This is a genomic window from Marinobacter confluentis (genome assembly GCF_004785685.1).
Taxonomy (GTDB): domain Bacteria; phylum Pseudomonadota; class Gammaproteobacteria; order Pseudomonadales; family Oleiphilaceae; genus Marinobacter; species Marinobacter confluentis.
Genome location: NZ_SRPF01000002.1, coordinates 446513 through 465966, shown reverse-complemented (window position 1 = coordinate 465966; position 19454 = coordinate 446513). Strand labels below are relative to the sequence as shown.

The 19454-nt window shown below is 58.2% G+C and carries 15 protein-coding genes; all 15 read left to right on the top strand.

Going from position 1 to position 19454, the window contains the following annotated elements; all coding sequences use genetic code 11:
- The first annotated feature begins 17 nt into the window (after positions 1-17).
- Positions 18-374, top strand: a complete 357-nt coding sequence (locus tag E5Q11_RS07575; RefSeq protein WP_135802804.1) for a translation initiation factor Sui1 — start codon at positions 18-20, stop codon at positions 372-374.
- Between the two features lie 33 nt (positions 375-407).
- A complete protein-coding gene (locus E5Q11_RS07570; protein WP_135802803.1) occupies positions 408-1661 on the top strand; it encodes a D-amino acid dehydrogenase in 1254 nt (417 codons plus the stop codon).
- A gap of 314 nt (positions 1662-1975) precedes the next feature.
- Entirely contained in the window at positions 1976-3172 is a 1197-nt protein-coding gene (locus E5Q11_RS07565; protein WP_135802802.1) for a CaiB/BaiF CoA transferase family protein, read from the top strand.
- 3 nt (positions 3173-3175) lie between these two features.
- Positions 3176-4105, top strand: coding sequence for a hydroxymethylglutaryl-CoA lyase (locus E5Q11_RS07560; RefSeq protein WP_135802801.1), 930 nt, complete (start codon positions 3176-3178; stop codon positions 4103-4105).
- A complete protein-coding gene (locus tag E5Q11_RS07555; RefSeq protein WP_135802800.1) occupies positions 4095-5072 on the top strand; it encodes a WD40/YVTN/BNR-like repeat-containing protein in 978 nt (325 codons plus the stop codon). The genes E5Q11_RS07560 and E5Q11_RS07555 overlap by 11 nt, the downstream gene beginning before the upstream one ends.
- 2 nt (positions 5073-5074) lie before the next feature.
- Positions 5075-7468, top strand: coding sequence for an efflux RND transporter permease subunit (locus E5Q11_RS07550; RefSeq protein ID WP_135802799.1), 2394 nt, complete (start codon positions 5075-5077; stop codon positions 7466-7468).
- 15 nt (positions 7469-7483) lie between these two features.
- Positions 7484-9160, top strand: coding sequence for a DUF1302 family protein (locus E5Q11_RS07545; protein WP_135802798.1), 1677 nt, complete (start codon positions 7484-7486; stop codon positions 9158-9160).
- A gap of 10 nt (positions 9161-9170) precedes the next feature.
- Entirely contained in the window at positions 9171-10436 is a 1266-nt protein-coding gene (locus tag E5Q11_RS07540; RefSeq protein WP_135802797.1) for a DUF1329 domain-containing protein, read from the top strand.
- A 37-nt stretch (positions 10437-10473) separates the two neighbouring features.
- Entirely contained in the window at positions 10474-12546 is a 2073-nt protein-coding gene (locus E5Q11_RS07535; protein WP_135802796.1) for a hydantoinase/oxoprolinase family protein, read from the top strand.
- Positions 12547-12550: 4 nt separating this feature from the next.
- Positions 12551-14428 (top strand): hydantoinase B/oxoprolinase family protein, encoded by a 1878-nt coding sequence (locus tag E5Q11_RS07530; protein ID WP_135802795.1) that lies wholly within the window; start codon positions 12551-12553, stop codon positions 14426-14428.
- Positions 14425-15015 (top strand): isochorismatase family protein, encoded by a 591-nt coding sequence (locus E5Q11_RS07525; protein ID WP_135802794.1) that lies wholly within the window; start codon positions 14425-14427, stop codon positions 15013-15015. The genes E5Q11_RS07530 and E5Q11_RS07525 overlap by 4 nt, the downstream gene beginning before the upstream one ends.
- 67 nt (positions 15016-15082) lie before the next feature.
- Entirely contained in the window at positions 15083-15433 is a 351-nt protein-coding gene (locus tag E5Q11_RS07520) for an isopropylmalate isomerase (protein ID WP_225314870.1), read from the top strand.
- 13 nt (positions 15434-15446) lie between these two features.
- On the top strand, positions 15447-16859 hold the full coding sequence (gene leuC, locus E5Q11_RS07515; RefSeq protein ID WP_135802793.1) for a 3-isopropylmalate dehydratase large subunit: 1413 nt from the start codon (positions 15447-15449) through the stop codon (positions 16857-16859).
- Between the two features lie 2 nt (positions 16860-16861).
- Positions 16862-17497, top strand: a complete 636-nt coding sequence (gene leuD, locus E5Q11_RS07510) for a 3-isopropylmalate dehydratase small subunit (RefSeq protein WP_135802792.1) — start codon at positions 16862-16864, stop codon at positions 17495-17497.
- Between the two features lie 51 nt (positions 17498-17548).
- Positions 17549-19423 carry a sigma 54-interacting transcriptional regulator gene (locus tag E5Q11_RS07505; protein ID WP_225314869.1) on the top strand — a complete coding sequence of 625 codons (1875 nt, stop codon included), beginning with the start codon at positions 17549-17551 and terminating at the stop codon, positions 19421-19423.
- The last annotated feature ends 31 nt before the right edge of the window (positions 19424-19454 follow it).

Below are 19454 nucleotides of genomic sequence, written 5' to 3'. Positions count from 1 at the left end.
TTGAAAGGTTGGATGTAATGAAGAAAAACTCTGGCGGCGGGCTGGTCTTTTCCACCGAACAGGGACGAATGTGCCCTGATTGTAGAGAACCAGTGGCCGAATGCCGCTGCGGCGATGCTCAGGCGCCGTCTGGTGACGGCGTGGTCAGGGTCAGCCGTGAAACCAAGGGGCGCAAGGGCAAAGGGGTAACACTGATCACCGGTATTCCGCTGGCCGGCGCTGAGCTCAAGGCTTATGCAAAGCTGCTCAAGGCCCGCTGCGGCGTTGGCGGCACGGTGAAAGAGGGCGTGGTTGAAATACAGGGCGACCAGCGCGACACCCTGGTGCCGCTTCTGAAAGAAAAAGGCTGGACGGTCAAGCGCGCCGGCGGCTGACATTTTGAAATTCCTGCAGCGAGGAGGTAGTGAATGCACGTCATAGTGCTGGGTGCGGGCGTTGTCGGTGTTACATCGGCCTGGTACCTGCGCCAGAAAGGATATGACGTTACGGTTGTTGAAAGACAGCGCAAGGCCGGCACAGAAACCAGCTTTGCCAATGGTGGCCAGATATCGGTATCCCATGCCGAGCCCTGGGCGGGTCCGTCTGCACCAATGAAGGTGCTCAAATGGATGATCAGGCCGGATGCGCCCCTGCTGTTCCGGCCCCGAATGGACCCTGCGCAATGGCGCTGGGCCGCGTCTTTTCTGAGGGAATGCACTTCCGCCCGTGCCGCCTACAACATCCGCCAGATGGTGAATCTGGGCACCTACAGCCGAAGCTGCCTTCAGACACTGCGCAAAGACCTGGGCCTGAATTACGACCACCTTGAAAAGGGCATTCTCCACTTTTATACCAGCCAGAAAGAATTCGATGCCGCCCAGGAGCCTGCAAGGATCATGCGGGAACTGGGCTGCGACCGGCAGGTGATTGACGCCCGCCGCGCAGTTGAGCTGGAGCCGGCATTGTCCCCAGTCCGTCATCGCATCACCGGAGCCACCTACACTGGCGATGACGAGTCCGGCGACGCCCGGAAATTCACCCAGTCGCTGGCGAAGAAGGCCGAGGAGGCCGGTGTCCGGTTTCTGTATGGCACCGACGTCGTCGGCCTGGAAAAGGCATCTGGGCGGATTCTTGGGGTCAATGTGATCCATGATGGGCAGCACCAGACCCTGAGGGCTGACAACTATGTACTGAGTCTTGGCAGCTACAGCGCCATTCTGGCTCGCAAAATCGGCGTGTTTCTGAATATCTACCCGGCCAAAGGCTATTCCATCACCGTGCCGGTGAAAAACGAAGAGGCGGCCTACCGGGTCAGCCTGACCGATGACGAGTATAAGCTTGTGTTTTCCCGGCTGGGAGACCGAATCCGGGTTGCCGGCACGGCCGAACTGAACGGTTACAGCCGCAAGCTGAACCTGACCCGCTGCCGAGCGATTGTACGGCGCACGGCCGAGTTGATGCCCGACGCAGCCCATTGGGATCAGGCGGAGTTCTGGGCAGGCTTACGCCCGACCACACCTTCCAATGTACCCTACATTGGCAGAAGCAAATTCCCCAATCTGTTTCTGAACACCGGTCATGGCACCCTGGGATGGACGCATTCCTGCGGCTCGGCTGCGGCGCTGGCGGACATAGTGTCAGGGGTGCGTCCCGACCTGGACTTTGCCTTTACCGGGCTATAGAAACAGGCGGTTCAGATTCCGGTTACGGCCGGATCTCAAGGTCGTCCCCGGCCCGTGGCCGCTAATTCTTCGCTGATAGCGGTATCTGCAATAATCATTTCAGATCTGAAATAAAAATTTCATAATGAAATAAAGTTAACCCTGCGATTGAACCATCGGCAGCCCTCCCCGATTACGTATTAACACCTACTTTTCAGTGTCTTATCGATAACTATCGTTTTTTTGTACAAGTTGGCACCCCCTTTGCGATGACGGTGTAAAGCGACCCTTTGAATCGGGTAATCCTTTCACCATCAATTGCGTGCTGACTGATTATGACGAAACCACTGGAAGGCGTGCGGATCATTGATCTGACGCACATGCTCTCAGGCCCCTACGCAGGAATGATTCTTGCCGACCTCGGTGCGGACTCCATCAAGGTCGAGCCATTGAAAGGCGAGGGCACACGCAGCCTGCTGGCGAAGGATCCGAAGAATTCCTACAACGGCCAGGGTGCCTATTTTATTACCCTCAACCGCAACAAGAAGAGCATCTGTATTGATCTGAAATCTGAGGAAGGGCTTCAGACTTTCTATGATCTGGTTAAAGAATCCGATGTGGTTATCGACAATTTTTCTGCGGGTGTGCCCACCAAGCTGAAGATTGGCCATGATCATCTGTCGGAAGTGAATCCCAAAATCATCACCTGCTCGGTCACGGGTTTTGGCCAGGACGGTCCCAACTACCTGCGACCCGCGTTCGATCAGGTGGTACAGGGTATCGGCGGCGGTATGTCCATTACCGGCCACGACGAGAACCATCCCGCCCGTGCAGGGATTCCCATCGGTGACCTGGGTGGTGGCATGTTTGCGGTGATGGGCATTCTGGCAGCCCTGCATTCCCGTGCTGCCAATGGCTACGGCCAGCATGTGGATATTTCCATGCTGGACTGCCAGGTCAGCATGCTGAACTACATGGCCACCATGTATTTCCTCAGTGGCGAAAACCCATCGCCCATTGGCAACGCCCACTTTGTTCATGTGCCCTACGACGCTTATCGCACCAGTGATGGCTTCGTAATCATCGCCGTGATCTTTGACAGCTTCTGGGAAAACCTCGTTGAGCTGCTTGGTATCGACGACCTTAGAGACCCGAAGTACAAAACCCAGCCAGGCCGTTTTGCCGACAAGCACAAGATCAACGGCATTCTCACCGATCTGCTTGAAACCAACACCACTGAGCACTGGGTGAGGCTGCTTTCAAGCGCCCGTATCCCCTGCGCGCCAGTCAATAAATTCTCCGATGCCCTGACCGATCCCCAGGTGCTGTTCAGAAAGATGGTGGTGGATATTCCCCAGGCGGATGGGGGCTTCGTCAAGGCGCCCGGTAATCCCATCAAGCTGAGCAAAGACGCCTCGGATTCTTACACACCGCCCCCGCTGCTGGGCCAGCACACTGAAGAAGTGCTCAAAGCGATGGGTTACAGCAGCGAGCGCATTGCCCGGCTGCGTGAACAGAAAGTGGTGGGGTGATTCATGGCTGACACAGTTCGCATTAATGAAGTGGGTCCGCGTGATGGCCTTCAGAGCCAGGGTAAAACCCTGTCGGTTGAAGATCGCCTGGCGATGATCGGCCATCTTGTGGGTGTGGGCATCCGCAATCTGGAAGCCGGAAGTTTTGTGTCACCCAAAGCGGTGCCACAGATGGCGGGCACTGACCGGGTGTTTGCTGCCCTGCCATCTTCGGATTCTGTGCGCTACGCCGGGCTGATTCCCAACATGAAGGGCTACGAACTGGCACTGGCAGCCGGCGCAAGAGTGATGAACGTGGTTCTGTCAGTGACTGAAACCATGAACCAGAAAAACATCCGGATGTCGCTGGACCAGACTGCCCAGGTCTGTGAAGCCATTGTACGCCGGGGTTGTGATGACGGTGTTGAAGTGCAGGCCTATCTGGCGGTGGCCTTCGAGTGTCCGTTTGAGGGCAGGGTGGCTCCGTCAGTGGTCAGACAGTTTGCCGAACACATGCAGGCGGCCGGTGCGGCAAAGATCATCATCGCCGACACCATTGGTGCTGCCAACCCGGCTCAGGTGCGCCAGGTACTCCAGGAAGTGTCGCGGGTCGCGCCCCTGGAAAAAGTATCCTGTCATTTTCACGATACCCGGGGCATGGCCCTGGCGAACATCCTCGCGTCAGTTGACTGCGGGGTCAGGGAATTCGATTCGTCGATTGGTGGCCTTGGCGGCTGCCCCTTCTCACCGGGGGCGACCGGCAACGTGGCCACTGAAGATGTGGTACTGATGCTGGACAGCATGGGCTACCAGACCGGTATCGATCCGCTGGAGCTGGTGCCCGTGGTTCGTGAAGTGGAAGCCCTGACCGGCATGAGTCTTGGCGGTAAATCCTTCCGCTGGCTGACCCAGCAGTGGGAAAAGCGCAACGAGGGGCCTGGCCATGGTGGGTAAAGTGCTCGGGTTTGCCGCGCAGATCGCCCCCTGGGCGGTGGTCAGCGGTCTGGCCTATGCCGCTGCGTTTATCAAACCGACGGTAGAGCCGCTGCCGCTGCCCCAGCCGTTGAGTGAGCCTCGGGATCTGTTCTATGACGTCGCCGGTTCACCGCAGAGCAGTGTCTGGTTTGCGGGCAACAACGGCGTGATTCTGGAGCGCAACGGTGCGGACGATAGCTGGGTTCGCCACAGCATGGAGCGGGCCATTAATCTCCAGGGCATCGCCACTTCCGATACCGGCCTTGTGGTCGCCGTTGGCAATCAGGGCTGGCTGTTTCGCAACGACGGCTCGGGCTGGGAGAGCCAGCAACTTCCGGTTTCCGAGATTGCCGGCAAGCTGATTGAGGTCGCCTGGCTGGATGGTCATTTCTGGGCCATTGGCGAAATGGGTGCCGTCTTCCGGGGCAGCGCCGACGGTCAGAACTGGACCGACCTCAGCCTTGACGGCGATGTGGCGATGAACGATATCGCCCGTTCTTCCGATGGCCGGCTCTGGGTCACCGCGGAATTTGGCACGCTTTACCAGTCCACTGATAACGGCCAGTCCTGGCAAGGCGAAGAGTTGGGTTATGAGAGCCTGCGTTCACTTGCCTTTAATGACGACCAGGGTGTCATTGTGGGCAACGGAGGGGTGGTCTACCTCAGCATGAATGGCGGCGAGAGCTGGCAGCGCCACCAATCCGGCACCGAAGAACACCTCTACGACGTGATATACGACGGCGAACGATGGCTGGCCACAGGCAATGGTGGCGCCCTTATCAGCTCGGATAACGGGGCGAAATGGTCAGACATACAGCCGGATGGTTTCGCAAGCGGCTATCACGCCCGCCTGATGGCAACCGAAGAAAGCGTTCTGCTCGCTGGCTCAACCATTGGCCGGCTGTCTGGTGAGCGCTGGACGCAATGGCCTGAGGGGGGCGAGTAATCATGTCAGTCAGCCGGTTTGCAGGGTCTTTATCCGAGTTCTGTATTCGCCATCGGGTGCCCGTGGCCGCGGTCATCCTGGTGTCCACACTGCTGATGTCGCTGACGCTGTTCACCATGGACGTGCGCACCGTATTCAGCGACATGGTGCCCAGCAACCATCCCTATGTCGATGTACACGAGGGATATAAAGATACCTTTGGTGGTACCAACAAGGTCAGCATTCTGATCGAAGCCAATGAAGGCACTATCTTTACCGCTCCGATCCTGGAAGAAGTGCAGCGGGTGACCCGCGAGCTGGCAAAAGTCAGTGGCGTAAATCCGTTTCAGGTGGTGTCCCTGGCGTCCCGCAAGCTGAAGTCGGTCAGCGCTTCGTCCATGGGCATCGAAAGCGTCCCATTGATGTGGCCAGATGTGCCGGAAAGCCAGCAGGGCATTCAGGAGCTTGAAGAGGCGGTGGTGAATAACCCTCTGGTTTACGGCATCTACGTTGAGCAGGACCTGGGCTCCACGCTGCTGCAGATGGATTTCTACGATCACCTGGTGGATTACAGCAAGATCTTTCCGCAGATCCAGGCGATTCTGGATGACTCGCCGATCAAGGATCAGGTGTCCCACCACGTTGTCGGCGAGCCGATTCTGTATGGCTGGGTGGATTTCTATCTGGAAGAAACCGTGGCCATTGCCCTGCTGTCACTGGCAGCCATGCTGCTGGCGCTGTTTCTGCTGAACCGGACCTGGCGCGGCACGCTGTTGCCATTGCTCAGCGGCGTGGTATCCACCATCTGGGCCCTGGGTATCGGCGTTTTGCTGGGATTCAACTTTGACCCATTGGTCATTGTGGTGGCATTCATCATTACAGCCCGCTGTTTCAGCCACGCGGTACAGCTCATTACCCGATTTGACGATCTGTGCGACGGCGAAGGCGTGGCTCCAAGGCTGGCCGCGGAACAGACCATGAAAGAACTGTTCAGGCCCGGTCTGTTGGGGCTGGTGTCTGATGCGGGCGCCATTCTCTGTGTGGTGCTGACGCCGATTCCGCTGCTTCAGAAGGTCTCCATCATCGGCGCCATCTGGGTCATGACCATCGGATTTTCAGCGGTCATTCTCACGCCCGTCATGCTGAGCTGGGTCAAGGCGCCGTTGCGTTACGCCCATCCGGTCAATCTGCGTTTTCTGCTGACGGCGGTTCTGAACGTTGCAGTAAAGGTGGTCGAAACCCGGGGACGCTATTATGTTCTGCCCATTACGCTGGTGGGTGTTGGTTTGCTGGTTTTCAAAGCCACGGATCTGACCATTGGCGATGCGACGACCGGTTCCCCAATACTCTGGGAAGACTCTTCCTTCAACCGCGACAGCGCGCTGATCAACGCCAATTATCCCGGCACCGAACAGATGTTCATTGTACTGGAAGGGGACGAGGACGATGCGCTCAAACGTCCGGACGTCCTCGACTGGATGCAGCGTTTCCAGCGCCGGATGGAACGCATGCCCCAGGTCGGTGGCAGCATTTCGCTGGCGGACATTGTGGTGGACGTGCGGCGCAACCTGTACGAAGGCAACCCCCGGTACGGCGAGCTGGGCAACACCCGGATTGAAAACGGCGAACTGATCAGTTTCTACATGCAGGGCGCAGCCCCGGATGACCTGGCGCAATTTGCCGACACCCTGTTCCGCAACGGCTCAGTGATCCTGTTTTTCCGCGACCGCCAGGGTGAAACGCTGCGCCAGGCCACTTACCAGATCAAGCGCTTTATCGCCGATAACCCGCTGGAGGGTGTGGACGTTCGGCTGGCAGGGGGTTCCCTGGGCATTATCGCGGCGGTCAATGAAATCCTGCTGTCGGACCAGATCGAGGCCATCGCCCTGGCGCTGCTGGTGGTCATTCTTTCCTGCCTGGCGGTTTACCGGTCGTCGGCCAGCGGTATCTTTTTCATCGTTCCGGTGCTGATTTCGAATGTGGTGACCTTTGCCTTCATGGCGTGGCAGGGCATCGGCATGAGCATCAGCACACTGCCTGTGGTGGCGCTGGGCATCGGGCTGGGAGTCGATTACGCCTTCTACATCGTCGATTCGATCAAGGAATATCTTGAGAAGTATCCCGACGCCGATCATATGGAAGCCATCCGCCAGTCGCTCTATTCCGCAGGGCGCGGTGTACTTCTGACATCCGTCACCCTGGCGGCTGGCGTTCTGCTCTGGTCTTTCTCGTCCCTTCGCTTCCAGGCGGAGATGGGCACTCTCATCGGGCTGTGGCTGCTCGTGTCAGCGTTTACCTCGCTGTTCGTCATGCCCTCCCTTGTCCGGGTGTTAAAGCCGAAATTCATATTCGGTGACTCACCAACACAGGCCGATCCCGCCCGAAATTCGGACCGGCTAGCGCAATCCACTCACTGAGAATGGGTAATTCATATGAAAACCGAAAAAAAGAAAATCCATGTGGATAGCCACCCCTGGAAGCCTGCGCTTCTGGCTGCGGGGGTAATGGTCGCCTCTCTGGGGGTTCCCCGGACGGTGTTGGCTGAGGAAGACTGGTTGACCAAAGACTGGGAGGTCAGCGGTTACATCCGGGAATATCTGTCCTGGAATCTGGAGAACCCGACGCTGATTGGCCCAGGGCCGAACGTGTTCGACGGCGAGCAGCGGGATGATTATCGCTACGACCTGTCCATGGCTCGAACCGTTGGCAAGCTGAACCTGTTCCGGGATTTCGACGGCGTAAGGTTCAAGTTTACCGGCCGGGTAGCGCGGGAAACGCCGACAGACTACCTCAAGGACCTGCAGGCCGTGGCCGATGAATGGGCGCAGACGGGTGGTGCGCCCGGAACCTCCGTGGACCTTCGTCGCGATGTCTATGACAGCGAGGATATCCGCGAGCTGTGGCTGCAGGGCGATGTGACCGATACCACCAACCTGAAAGTGGGCCGGCAGCAGGTGGTCTGGGGTGAGACCGACTTCTTCCAGTTGCTGGACGTAGTACACGGCTACGATTTCCGCTGGCGTTCGTTTCTGGAACCAGAGAACGAAGAGCTTCGCAAGCCGCTGAACCTGGTCAACCTGGTCCAGCGCGTGGACAGCCTTGATGGCAGTGTGCAACTGCTCTACATACCCGGACGCCTGAACGACAGCGAAGACCGCGGTAACAGCTATGACGTCGAAGGCGGACGCTGGGCCAACAATCCGAACAAGGGTATTACCTTTGAGGCGGCACCGCTGGGTGCAAATGTACCCTATAACTATGACCACTCAGAAGCCGATATGGATGACGATTCCTACGGCCTGCGTTGGAACGGCCTGGCTGGCGACTGGGGCTACTCGCTGGGCTGGTTCCATGGACCCAACCCGAATCCGGTGGTCAATCCGAACCCGGTGGCTAACGGTGCCCGTCCTGATCTTCAGACCAACCCCTACGACTACGAGGGCGACCCGGCAGAGGCGGGAGAGTTCATCTACCCCTACATCGACATCTTCGGTGTAACCGCCAACAACTACTTCGCCGGGCCGGACCTGGTGTTCAGTACCGAAATTGCCTACATACCAGATGCACCCTACAACGTCGGCACTGCTGGCGGACTGGCGGGTCTGGGTGCCGGTGAGGCCTGTGGCTTCTTCCCGGGTTTTTGCGGCATCGAAGAGAAGAGCCTGGTGCGCACCATGATCCGCATAGACAAGCAGTTAGACCTGCAGAACGTGCTTGGCACCAGCCGCCCGTCCTTCTTCACCGTGCAGTTGTTCAGCAACTACATCACCGACTTTGACGAAGATGAGCAACTGGTGAATCTGGCCGGCTTTGGCGGCGAGACCGAGGAGTTCAGCAGCATCATCACAGCGGTTCTGGCCACCAACTATGCCAATGACCAGATCAATCCTTCCCTGGCGGTCGGTTCTGACCTGACCTACGGCGGTGGTTTTGTGATTCCGTCGGTTGAGCTGGCCTATGGCGACCACGTCCGGGTTCGTTTGGAAGCGGATATCTTCTTCCATGAGACAGATCAGGAGCGCCCGCTGGAAGGCTTTAACGATACCAACCTGTTCGGTTACTTCTCGGGCAACGACCAGCTTACCGCCCGTCTGACCTACCAGTTCTGAGGAGAGCATCATGAAAACAATGACATCTATCAAACGTCTTACCCTGGCCATTGGCCTGTTGGCGAGCGCCGGAAGTCTGGTGGCGGCAGAGCTGTCGCCGGGCGATGTGATCAATGCCGGTAACCTGAGCGAGCAATTGAATAACACGTTCGAGGGCGACAGCATTGATTCCCTGTTGACCGACCTGCAAAAGCGATTGATTCGGGAAGAAGGTCTGCAGATTACCCTGAAGGCCTCTGAAGAGATTCAGTTAGGTAGCGATTATCTTGCAGCGACTGAGCAGTACTCTGACCAGGCAACTTTTAATCCGGAAACACGGATGATGGAAGGCTGGAAGGCTGGCATGCCGTTTCCCGACGTAACGGAAGACACGCCTAATGCCGCTGAAAAGCTGATCTGGAACCACCATGTGGCCCAGCCAACCAAGAACTTCCAGGATTATCCTGAGTTCGCCTATCTGTTCATTGATGATGAACGTGGTCTGGAACGGACCCAGGAATGGGTGCTGCGCCGGTACTACATGAAAGGTCGCCTGGGTGAGGAAAGCACCGTGGAAGGCGATGGCGATATACTGTGGAAGCAGCTGCTTTACGCCACTTACCCCAACGACATTCGTGGCCTGGGCCTGTTCACCGTGCGCTACGACAGCCCGAAACTGGATGATAGCTGGGCGTATCTGAAATCCGTTCGTCGTACCCGCCGCCTGTCGGGTGGCACCTGGATGGACCCCATTGGTGGTACTGACCAGTTGAACGACGACATCGAGATCTTCAACGCCCACCCGACCTGGTACCCGGAATACAAGCTGCTGGGCAAGCGCAAGATTCTGGTGGTGGCAAACAGTCAGGCGACCTCCTGGGACCAGGATGCCAGCGGCAACGCTGAGTATCCGATTGTTGATCTGGAAAACGCGCCATACTGGAACCCTAGCGACCAGTGGGAGCCACGCGAAGTCTGGGTTATTGAGGCAGTTGCTCCGCCAGAGCACCCCTACAGCAAGAAGGTCATGTACATGGACACCAAGTTCCCGCGTTTCTATATGGCGGATGTGTACGACCGCAAGGGCGAATTCTGGAAATGGATGAACTACAACCTCAAGACCATTGAGACAGAAGACGGCGACCGTGGCATCGTATCCAACGCCGGTTTCACCATCGATTACCAGCGTCGCCACGCGACTATTTTCGTGCTGGCAGCCAACGCGAAACTGAACACTGAAGGCACCGATGGTGATTCCATCAGTCTCCGCGAACTTGAGCAGGCAGCAGTACGCTGATGCCCGCAAATACCCGACTGAACAGTCAGGAGGAAGTATGAGCTTTCGACTAGGGGTTGATGTGGGCGGCACCTTTACGGACCTGCTCCTCATCAATGATGATACCGGGGCTACCTATACCGCGAAGGTGCCCTCTACACCCTCTGACTCGTCCCAGGGGGTACTGAACGGCATCGAGAAAATCTGCCGTACGTCCGGGATTGATGCCAGGGAGATACGCTCGGTCATGCACGGCACGACCGTCGCGACCAACGCCATCCTGACCCAGAAAGGGGCCAGGGTGGGGCTGGTGACCACCCAGGGCTACCGGCAGGTATTGCACATTGCACGGTCGTTCGTACCGGGTGGCCTGGGCGGCTGGGTGATCTTCAACAAGCAGCCATTGCTGGCGTCACTGGAACACACGGTGGAAGCTATTGAGCGTGTCAGTGCCAAAGGTGAGGTGGTCACTGAACTTGACGAGGCCGATATCCGCGGCAAGCTTGAACAGCTTCGCGATGCGGGCATCGAAGCGCTGACGGTATCGCTGATCAACGCCTACGCCAGTGGTGTCAATGAAGAGAAAATTGCGGTGATTGCCGCAGAAGTGATGCCGGATATACCGGTATCACTGTCCTCCCGCGTGGTTCCTGAAATGCAGGAATACGAACGCACGGAAACCACGGTGGTGAACAGCTTTGTTCGCCCCGAGGTATCCAATTATCTGGATCATCTGGAGCACGAGATCAAGGCGCGGCTGGCAGACGATGTGCAACTGTCCATTCTGCGCTCTGACGGTGGTCTGGCGACCTGCGATTCGGCGTCCTATACGCCGGTGAACCTGTTGCTGTCTGGTCCGGCTGGCGGTGTCGCCGGCGCCATCTGGTTCTGCTCCCGAGGTGGGTTCGACAAGGTACTGACCTTCGATGTAGGGGGCACATCAACCGATGTGGCGTTGATCGAAAACAACAGCGCCCGTTTGCGCCGGGAAACCCGGGTTGGCGACGTAGCGGTTCGGGCACCGTCGGTGGACGTGCGCACCGTGGGCGCCGGTGGCGGCTCCATTGCCTTTGTACCGGAGCTGACCCGCGCCTTGCGGGTTGGCCCTGACAGCGCCGGCGCTGAGCCCGGGCCCGCGGCCTACAACAAGGGTGGTGAACAGCCCACGGTAACCGATGCCAACGTGGTGCTGGGCTACCTGCCTGCAAACCAGAAGCTGGGCGGCGATATGGAGATCCGCAGGGATCTGGCCGAAGCGGCGGTCCAGAAAGTGGCCGACGGTATGGGCGTATCCCTGAAGGAAGCCGCCGAAGGCATAGTGCGAATTGCCAACGAGCACATGTTTGGCGCCCTGAGGCTGATTTCCGTCGAGCAGGGGTATGACCCCCGGGAATTCGCCCTTTGTGGCTTTGGCGGTGCCGGCCCTCTGCACGCCAATGCGCTGGGTATTCTGATGGATGCCTGGCCAGTGATTGTTCCGCCGTCGCCGGGGGTGCTTTGCGCCTACGGAGATGCCACAACCCGGGTAAAAGACGAAGCCTCGCGGTCCCTGGTCAAAGGCTTTTCAAAACTGGATCAAGCCCAGGTTGTCGAAATTCTCGAGTCCCTGACCCAACAGGTCAACCGGTCTCTGGAAGGACAGGACATTCCCCGCCAGGACCAGACCATTACCTGGCAGGCCGACGTGCGTTACCAGGGTCAGGCCCTGCTGCTGACCCAGGACGTGGAACCGGACGAACTCAAGTCCAAAGGATTGGGCGTGCTGCAAACGGCTTTTGATGCCGAGCACCAGCAACTGTTCAGTTTCTCGCTGGATGAAGAGCATGAACTGGTCAACCTGCGCGCCATCGCCAGGGCACCCAGGCCAAACATTACCGAAAAGGAATGGACCGCCGAAGCTGAGCAACTGAGTGACGCCGTCACCGGTGAAAGCCCGATCTATTTCGACGGCCAGGACCATACCGCCACGCTGTATGACCGTGAAAAACTCTGGCCCGGCCATGTGATACCCGGCCCGGCTATTGTTACCGAGATGGATTCAACCACCGTGGTCTTCCCGGGTTATCAGGCCGAAGTCGACAAGGTGGGTAACCTGTTGATTGAGCCTGTTGGCCACAAGGGTAGGGAGTAATCGTATGCCTGCGAATATCATTCAACCCAATAGCACGCCGCTTCAGCGAGTGGATGTGGATACGGTCACCCTCGATATCATCGAGAACGCCATGGCCAACGCCCGTAACGAGATGGACGCGGTACTGATCCGCACCGCCATGTCGCCGGGTATTCGCGAACAGGGCGATGCGTTTCCGATGATCGCCAACCACGACGGCAAGATGGTGGTGGGCCAGTTCGGCTCCTTTATCACCGGCTTCACTGAGTCCTATGGGGGCACAATCGAAGAGGGTGACATCTTCCTGACCAATGATCCCTACATGTGTGACGGTGCCGTCAGCCACCTGCCGGACTGGCTGGTGCTGGTGCCCATTTTCAAGGACGGCCGGCTGATCAACTGGTCGGCCATGTTCGGGCACATGTCGGACGTCGGCGGCAAAGTGCCGGGCAGCCTGCCCACCGATGCCCAGACCATCTTTGAGGAAGGTATCCGCATTCCGCCGGTGAAGATCTACAAGAAAGGCGAGCTGAATGAGGACGTGCTGGACCTGATCCTGCACAACGTGCGGATGCCGCGCTGGAACAAGTCTGATTTCAACGCCATCGTGGCGTCCTGCCGCACTGCCGCAAAACGCTGTATCGAGTTGGCCAACCGTTTCGGTGACGACGTCTTCACCAGTGCCCTGAGCATGATGCTGGAGCGCAACTACATTGCCATGCGGGAAATCATCCGCAATGTGGTGCCGGAAGAAAAGCGCTCCTTCGAAGACTACATCTGTGACGACGGTGCGGGCCTTGGCCCATACACCATCCGCTGCACCATGTGGCGGGAGGGCGACAAGGCCATTTTCGATTTTGAGGGTACAGACCCCCAGGCGCCGTCATCCGTGAACTTCTACCTTAACGAGGAGATGTTCAAGATGTTTTTCGGGGCCTTCACCATCAACCTGTTCGATCCGTCGATCCTGTTCAACGATGGCTTCTACGATCTGGTGGAGGTGAATATTCCCCAGGGTTCCATCCTAAAGCCGAACTTCCCGGCGGCGCTTTCGTGCCGTACCCACCTGCTGGGCCGGATTTTCGACGTGATGGGTGGCCTGCTGGGTCAGGGCACACCGGACGCCATGAGCGGCGCCGGCTTCTCTGATTCGCCGCACTTCATGTATTCGGGTTACGACGAGAACAACGAATGGTTCCAGCTGTTCCAGATCGGCTTCGGTGGTATTCCGGGTCGCCCGGTGGGTGACGGCCCCGACGGTCACTCACTCTGGCCGGGCTTCACCAACGTCCCCAATGAGTTCGTTGAAGCCTACTTCCCGCTGCGGATTGAAACCTACGAAACCATTACCGATTCTGGCGGTGCAGGCCTGCACCGGGGCGGTAACGGCATTCGCGTGGGCTATCGCCTGCTGGCGGACGGCGAGATCTCGATACACGACGACCGCTGGCTGACCTATCCCTGGGGCGTGAACGGTGGCGATCCGGGCCAGCGTAGCCGCAAGGAACTGATCCGTGCCAATGGCGAGCGTCAGATGCTGCCGTCCAAGTGCGACCATGTGAAAGTTCAGGCCGGTGACCTGGTGGTCTTCGACACCTGGGGTGGTGGTGGCTGGGGTAACCCCCTCAAACGCGAGCCGCAAGCCGTTGCTTCGGATGTTCGCAAGGGGCTGGTCAGCGTTGATGGCGCCAAGCGCTACGGCGTTGTGCTGGATGCCACCGGAACGGTTGATGCGGATGCCACCTCGGCACTGCGTGCTGTCATGGCGAATAGCCGGGACGATTCAGCGCTGTTCTCACGGGGCGGCACCATTGAGGAAATCAAGGCCCGTTGCCTGGAAGAGACCGGATTGCCAGCGCCGGCCATGCCGGTTTGGAAGTCTGGTGCCGGAGGTCGGGCATGAGCCTTGATTCCCGCACCCTGGCGAAAGCCGAACGGTATGCGTTGATCATTGTGGACATGAGCCTCGGGTTCACGGACCCCGCCCGCAGCCCCCTGGCTGCGGAGTGCGGGTCAGTGATCGACGCAAACCGGGTGCTGATTGAACGCTTTCGCATGGCGGGACTGCCGGTGATTTTCACAACCGTGGCCTACAGCTCACCGGAGCAGGCCCGGGTGTTCCGGGAAAAACTGCCGGATCTGGACGTTCTACAGTCTGGCTCCGGGCTTGAGCTGATTGACCCCAGGCTTGGGCGGTTGGACAAGGAAGTGTTGATCACCAAACACTGGGCCAGTGGGTTCTTCGGAACCGATCTGCACCTGCAACTGAAAAGCGCCGGTGCAGACGGCGTCATTGTGACCGGCCTGACGACCAGCGGCTGTGTTCGTGCTACGGCGCTTGATTGCCTGCAACACGACTACCGCACCATTGTGGTTGAAGAGGCCTGTGGCGACCGGGACATGGACGCTCACAGGGCCAATCTGAAAGACCTCAACACCAAGTACGTTGATGTGCTTTCCCTCGAAGCTACCCTTGCCCATGTTTTCTGAGCGGCTGGCAGCTGTAGCGTTTGGTCTGCTGCTCTCGGCTTGCAGTACAGTGCCCGAGGCACCAGGGGTGGGTTCCAACCGGCAGGCCCTGATCGACGGGCTGGCCGACGAACCAAAGGCCTGTGGTCAATACCGCCGTCTTTATGTGCAGGGATTCAAGGCTAATGTCGCGGCGCTGAGCGATTCCGATGACGCCCTGAAATCCGAGGCGGAAAGGTTGTTGCGCCAGAGCACGGATTTACTGGATGCAGCTGGTGTCGAACAACGGGACTGCTCACGCCCTTACTGCATCATTGAGCCCCTGCAAGGCGGGCGCCTTGATAGCTGGTGCGGTTTCCGGATTGCGGCGGATGAGGGTGAGGAGCTTTACCAGTGGCTGAACTGGTCAGATCTGGGCAATAGCGGCCCAAGCCAATAACGAGGATAAAAAAATGGCTGCACAAACGCTTTACGACAAGCTGTGGAGTCGCCATCTTGTCGATGAGCTGCCCGATGGCAGTTCGCTGGTGTACATCGACCGTCACCTGTTGCATGAAGTCACCTCTCCCCAGGCCTTTTCCGGGCTCCGCTCCCTGGGCCGAAAGCCCTGGCGGTTGGACGCCAACATTGCCGTTCCTGATCACGCGGTGCCTACACGCAACCGTGAGCTGGGTGTGCCGGGTATTGCCGATCTTATTGCCCGAAAACAGGTGGAAACCCTGACCGCCAACTGCCATGAATCCGGTATTGAGCTGATTGAGCTTGAAGACTCCCGCCAGGGCATTGTGCACGTTGTGGGGCCGGAGCAGGGGCTGACGCTGCCGGGTATGACCATTGTATGCGGCGATTCGCACACCTCGACCCACGGTGCTTTCGCAACCCTGGCCATGGGTATAGGCACCAGCGAGGTAGAGCATGTGCTGGCCACCCAGACCCTGCGGACCCGGAAGCAGAAAAATCTGCGAGTCAGGTTTGAGGGTGAGCTGGGTTACGGTGTTACTGCCAAAGACCTGATTCTTGCCCTGATCGGGCGAATCGGTACGGCGGGTGGAACCGGATATGCTATTGAATACGCCGGCAGTGCCATCGAACAACTGTCCATGGAAGGGCGGATGACCATCTGCAATATGAGCATTGAGGCCGGCGCTCGCGCTGGCATGGTCGCTTACGACGAGAAGACCCGAGCTTTCGTCAAAGGTCGCCCCCGAGCGCCGGAAGGCGCAATGCTGGAACAGGCCCACAACTACTGGCAGACCCTGGTGTCGGACGCCGACGCCGTGTTTGACCGCGAGGAAGACTTCAACGTCAGCGAACTTGGCCCACAGGTAAGCTGGGGAACGTCCCCTGAAATGGTGACGGGTATCGGCGGCACCGTGCCCGATATCGACCGGGTGAAAGACGAGTCGGCTCGCAGGAACCTTCAGCGCGCATGCGATTACATGGGCCTGAAAAGCGGCCAGCGGCTGGAAGGCCTTGCCATCGACAAGGTCTTTATCGGTTCCTGCACCAATGCACGCATCGAAGACCTGCGTGAAGTCGCCCATCTGATCAAGGGGCATAAGGTTCATTCTGCTGTCAAACAGGCGTTGATAGTGCCAGGCTCGGGTCTGGTTGGCTTGCAGGCTGAACGGGAAGGGCTGGCAGAGGTGTTTGCACGGGCCGGTTTCGAATGGCGCTCTGCAGGCTGTTCCATGTGCCTGGGTATGAACGATGACCGTCTCTCAGCCGGTGAACGCTGCGCGTCCACCTCTAACCGCAACTTCGAGGGTCGGCAGGGCAAAGGCGGGCGCACTCATTTGATGAGCCCGTTGATGGCGGCTGCTGCGGCCATTACCGGTGAACTGACTGACGTGAGGAAATTCTGACCATGCAGCCTTTCGAAACCCACACCGGTATCGTGATTCCGTTCAATCGCTCGAACATCGATACGGATGCCATCCTGCCTAAACAGTACCTGAAAATGCTGGAAAAGACGGGTTATGGGCCGCACCTGTTTGACGACGAACGATACCTTGACCCGGGCGACGTGGACACACCCGTTGCTGATCGCCGCCTGAACCCTGAGTGTATTCTGAATCAGACGCCCTACAGCCAGGGTTCGATCCTGCTGGCACAGGCCAACTTCGGGTGCGGCTCCTCCCGGGAGCATGCGGTCTGGGCACTGCGGGATTTTGGCATTCGCGCCTTGCTGGCGCCGAGTTTTGGCGACATCTTCTTCAACAACTGTTTCAACAACGGCCTGTTGCCGGTGATTCTCGATCAGGAATTGATTGATGAACTGTTTGAGCGCTGTGGCGTTGAGCCCGGATTCGAGCTGACGGTGGATCTGCAGAACTGCGAGATCCAGGGAGGCGGTTCGACCTGGCCATTCGTGGTCGAAGAAGGTCGCAGACAGAACCTGCTGCAAGGTTTTGACGAAATCGGGCTGACGCTTGAGCGGTCTGACGCCATCCGGCATTACGAGGCCGGCCGCAAAATTCAGGAGCCCTGGCTGTTCCGATAGGCACGGGCATCGGCTATTCTGACTACCTAACGGTCCGAACAAGAGGCGCCCGTGAAGTTCAACAACTCTGAAAACAAACGGGTCAGGGTTTGTCTGATTGGCAACTCCAAGCTCAGCAAGATGGTGCATTCGCTGGTGCCTGAGTTCCAGTCGATCGCCGATATTGTCATCATCGACAGCATCTTCAATGACGCTTTGCTGGCTGCAAGACGACTGGTAGAGCATGACGCTGTTGATGTGTTCATCAGCGCCGGTGCCAACGCCTACTACCTCAAAGACACGTTGCCGGTTCCGGTTGTTTCCCTGAAGGTTCGCCAGTCTGATCTGGTCAATGCGGTGCTCAGAGCGCGGCAGGTCAGCCCGCGGATACTGTTGATGACCCATGAGCATCAGGCCACCTGGACAGAGTTTCTGGATTACGTAGAAGGCGTCAACGTTGACCATCGAACCTATGCCATGGCGGAGGAAGCAAAAGACATCTTTCACACCATTCGCAAGGACGGCTTTGGTGTCATTATTGGCTCCAGCTATGTGTGCGACCTGGCAGAGCAGGCCGACATTCCCTATGTGATGGTGTATTCCCGCGAGTCCTGCCGTTACATGATCCGGCGGGCGATCACCGTGGCCGGGGAGTACAAACGGGAACGGGAACAGAGCACCTTCGCCCAGTTCATGATCGACAATGCACCGCGGCCAACCATCATCACCAACCGTGACGAACAGGTGATCAGCTTCAATGAGGGCGTCAGGGACCTGATTCCCGACATGGCCACCGGCAAGCGCATTGACCGGTTTCTGGACCGGCGCTTTCTGCAGTCTGCCGATACGGTAGCGGAAGGTCTGCTGCTGGGGGACCGGTTGTGTCGCGTGGCCAAACGGGCCTTTGAAGTCGGTGATGAACGGGTTGGTAATCTCTATGCGATCACCGCGGCGCCGGTCAGGCAGCACGACCGTTCGGCTGCTGGTCGTCAACTGGTGTTCAGGTCTGAAAAAATGGACGAGGTCACTCGTCTGCTGCAGATCTACGGCGCTACGCCGGGCGCGGTGCTGCTGCGGGGTGAAACGGGCACCGGCAAGGAGCTGGCTGCCAGGCAGATTCATGAATCCAGCACCCACAGTAACGGGCCCTTTGTCGCGATCAACTGCGCGGCCATTCCCGATGAACTGTTTGAGTCCGAGCTGTTCGGCTATGCCGATGGTGCCTTCACCAATTCCAAGAGTGGTGGCCAGTCGGGCCTGCTGGAATCCGCCAATCGCGGCACTTTTTTTATGGACGAAATCAACTCACTGCCTATGCCGCAGCAGGCAAAACTGTTGCGGGTATTGCAGGAGCGGGAAGTGAGGCCGGTCGGTGCCCGCAAATCCATTGCGCTGGACATTAAATTTGTAGCGGCGTGTAATCACAACCTGCTGGAAGAGGTCAAAGCGGGCCGTTTCCGTGAGGATCTTTATTACCGGTTGAATGTATTCATTATCAATCTGCCGCCTTTGAGAGAAAGGCCGGAGGATATCGAGCCGCTGACCCGGCATTTCATCGACAGGCTGGGGCAGCAATACAGCATCGACGCGGACTCTGAGGCGCTTATTGGCGTCTTGATGCCATTGTTTAACCGTTTTGACTGGCCGGGAAACGTGCGACAGCTTGAAAACCTGCTGGAACGTTTGCTGGTTTCCACGACCCTTTACCCGTCGATTGACGAGTTCTCCCGCCATCTGGAAAGCCTGGCACCGGAGCTGTTCACGCGAGATCTCGCGCTGCCGGTCGGGCCGGACTCAGGCCACCTTCAAGTGGTGGAGCAGGAGGAAATTCTCAAGGTACTGGATCGCTTTGGTGGCAATAAGACTCAGGCTGCCGAGTATCTGGGTATCAGTCAGACCACACTCTGGCGGCGCCTGAAACAGATCAGGGCGGCGACAGAGCGCTGAACTTTTGAAAAGTTCCACAGGTCACCCGAGG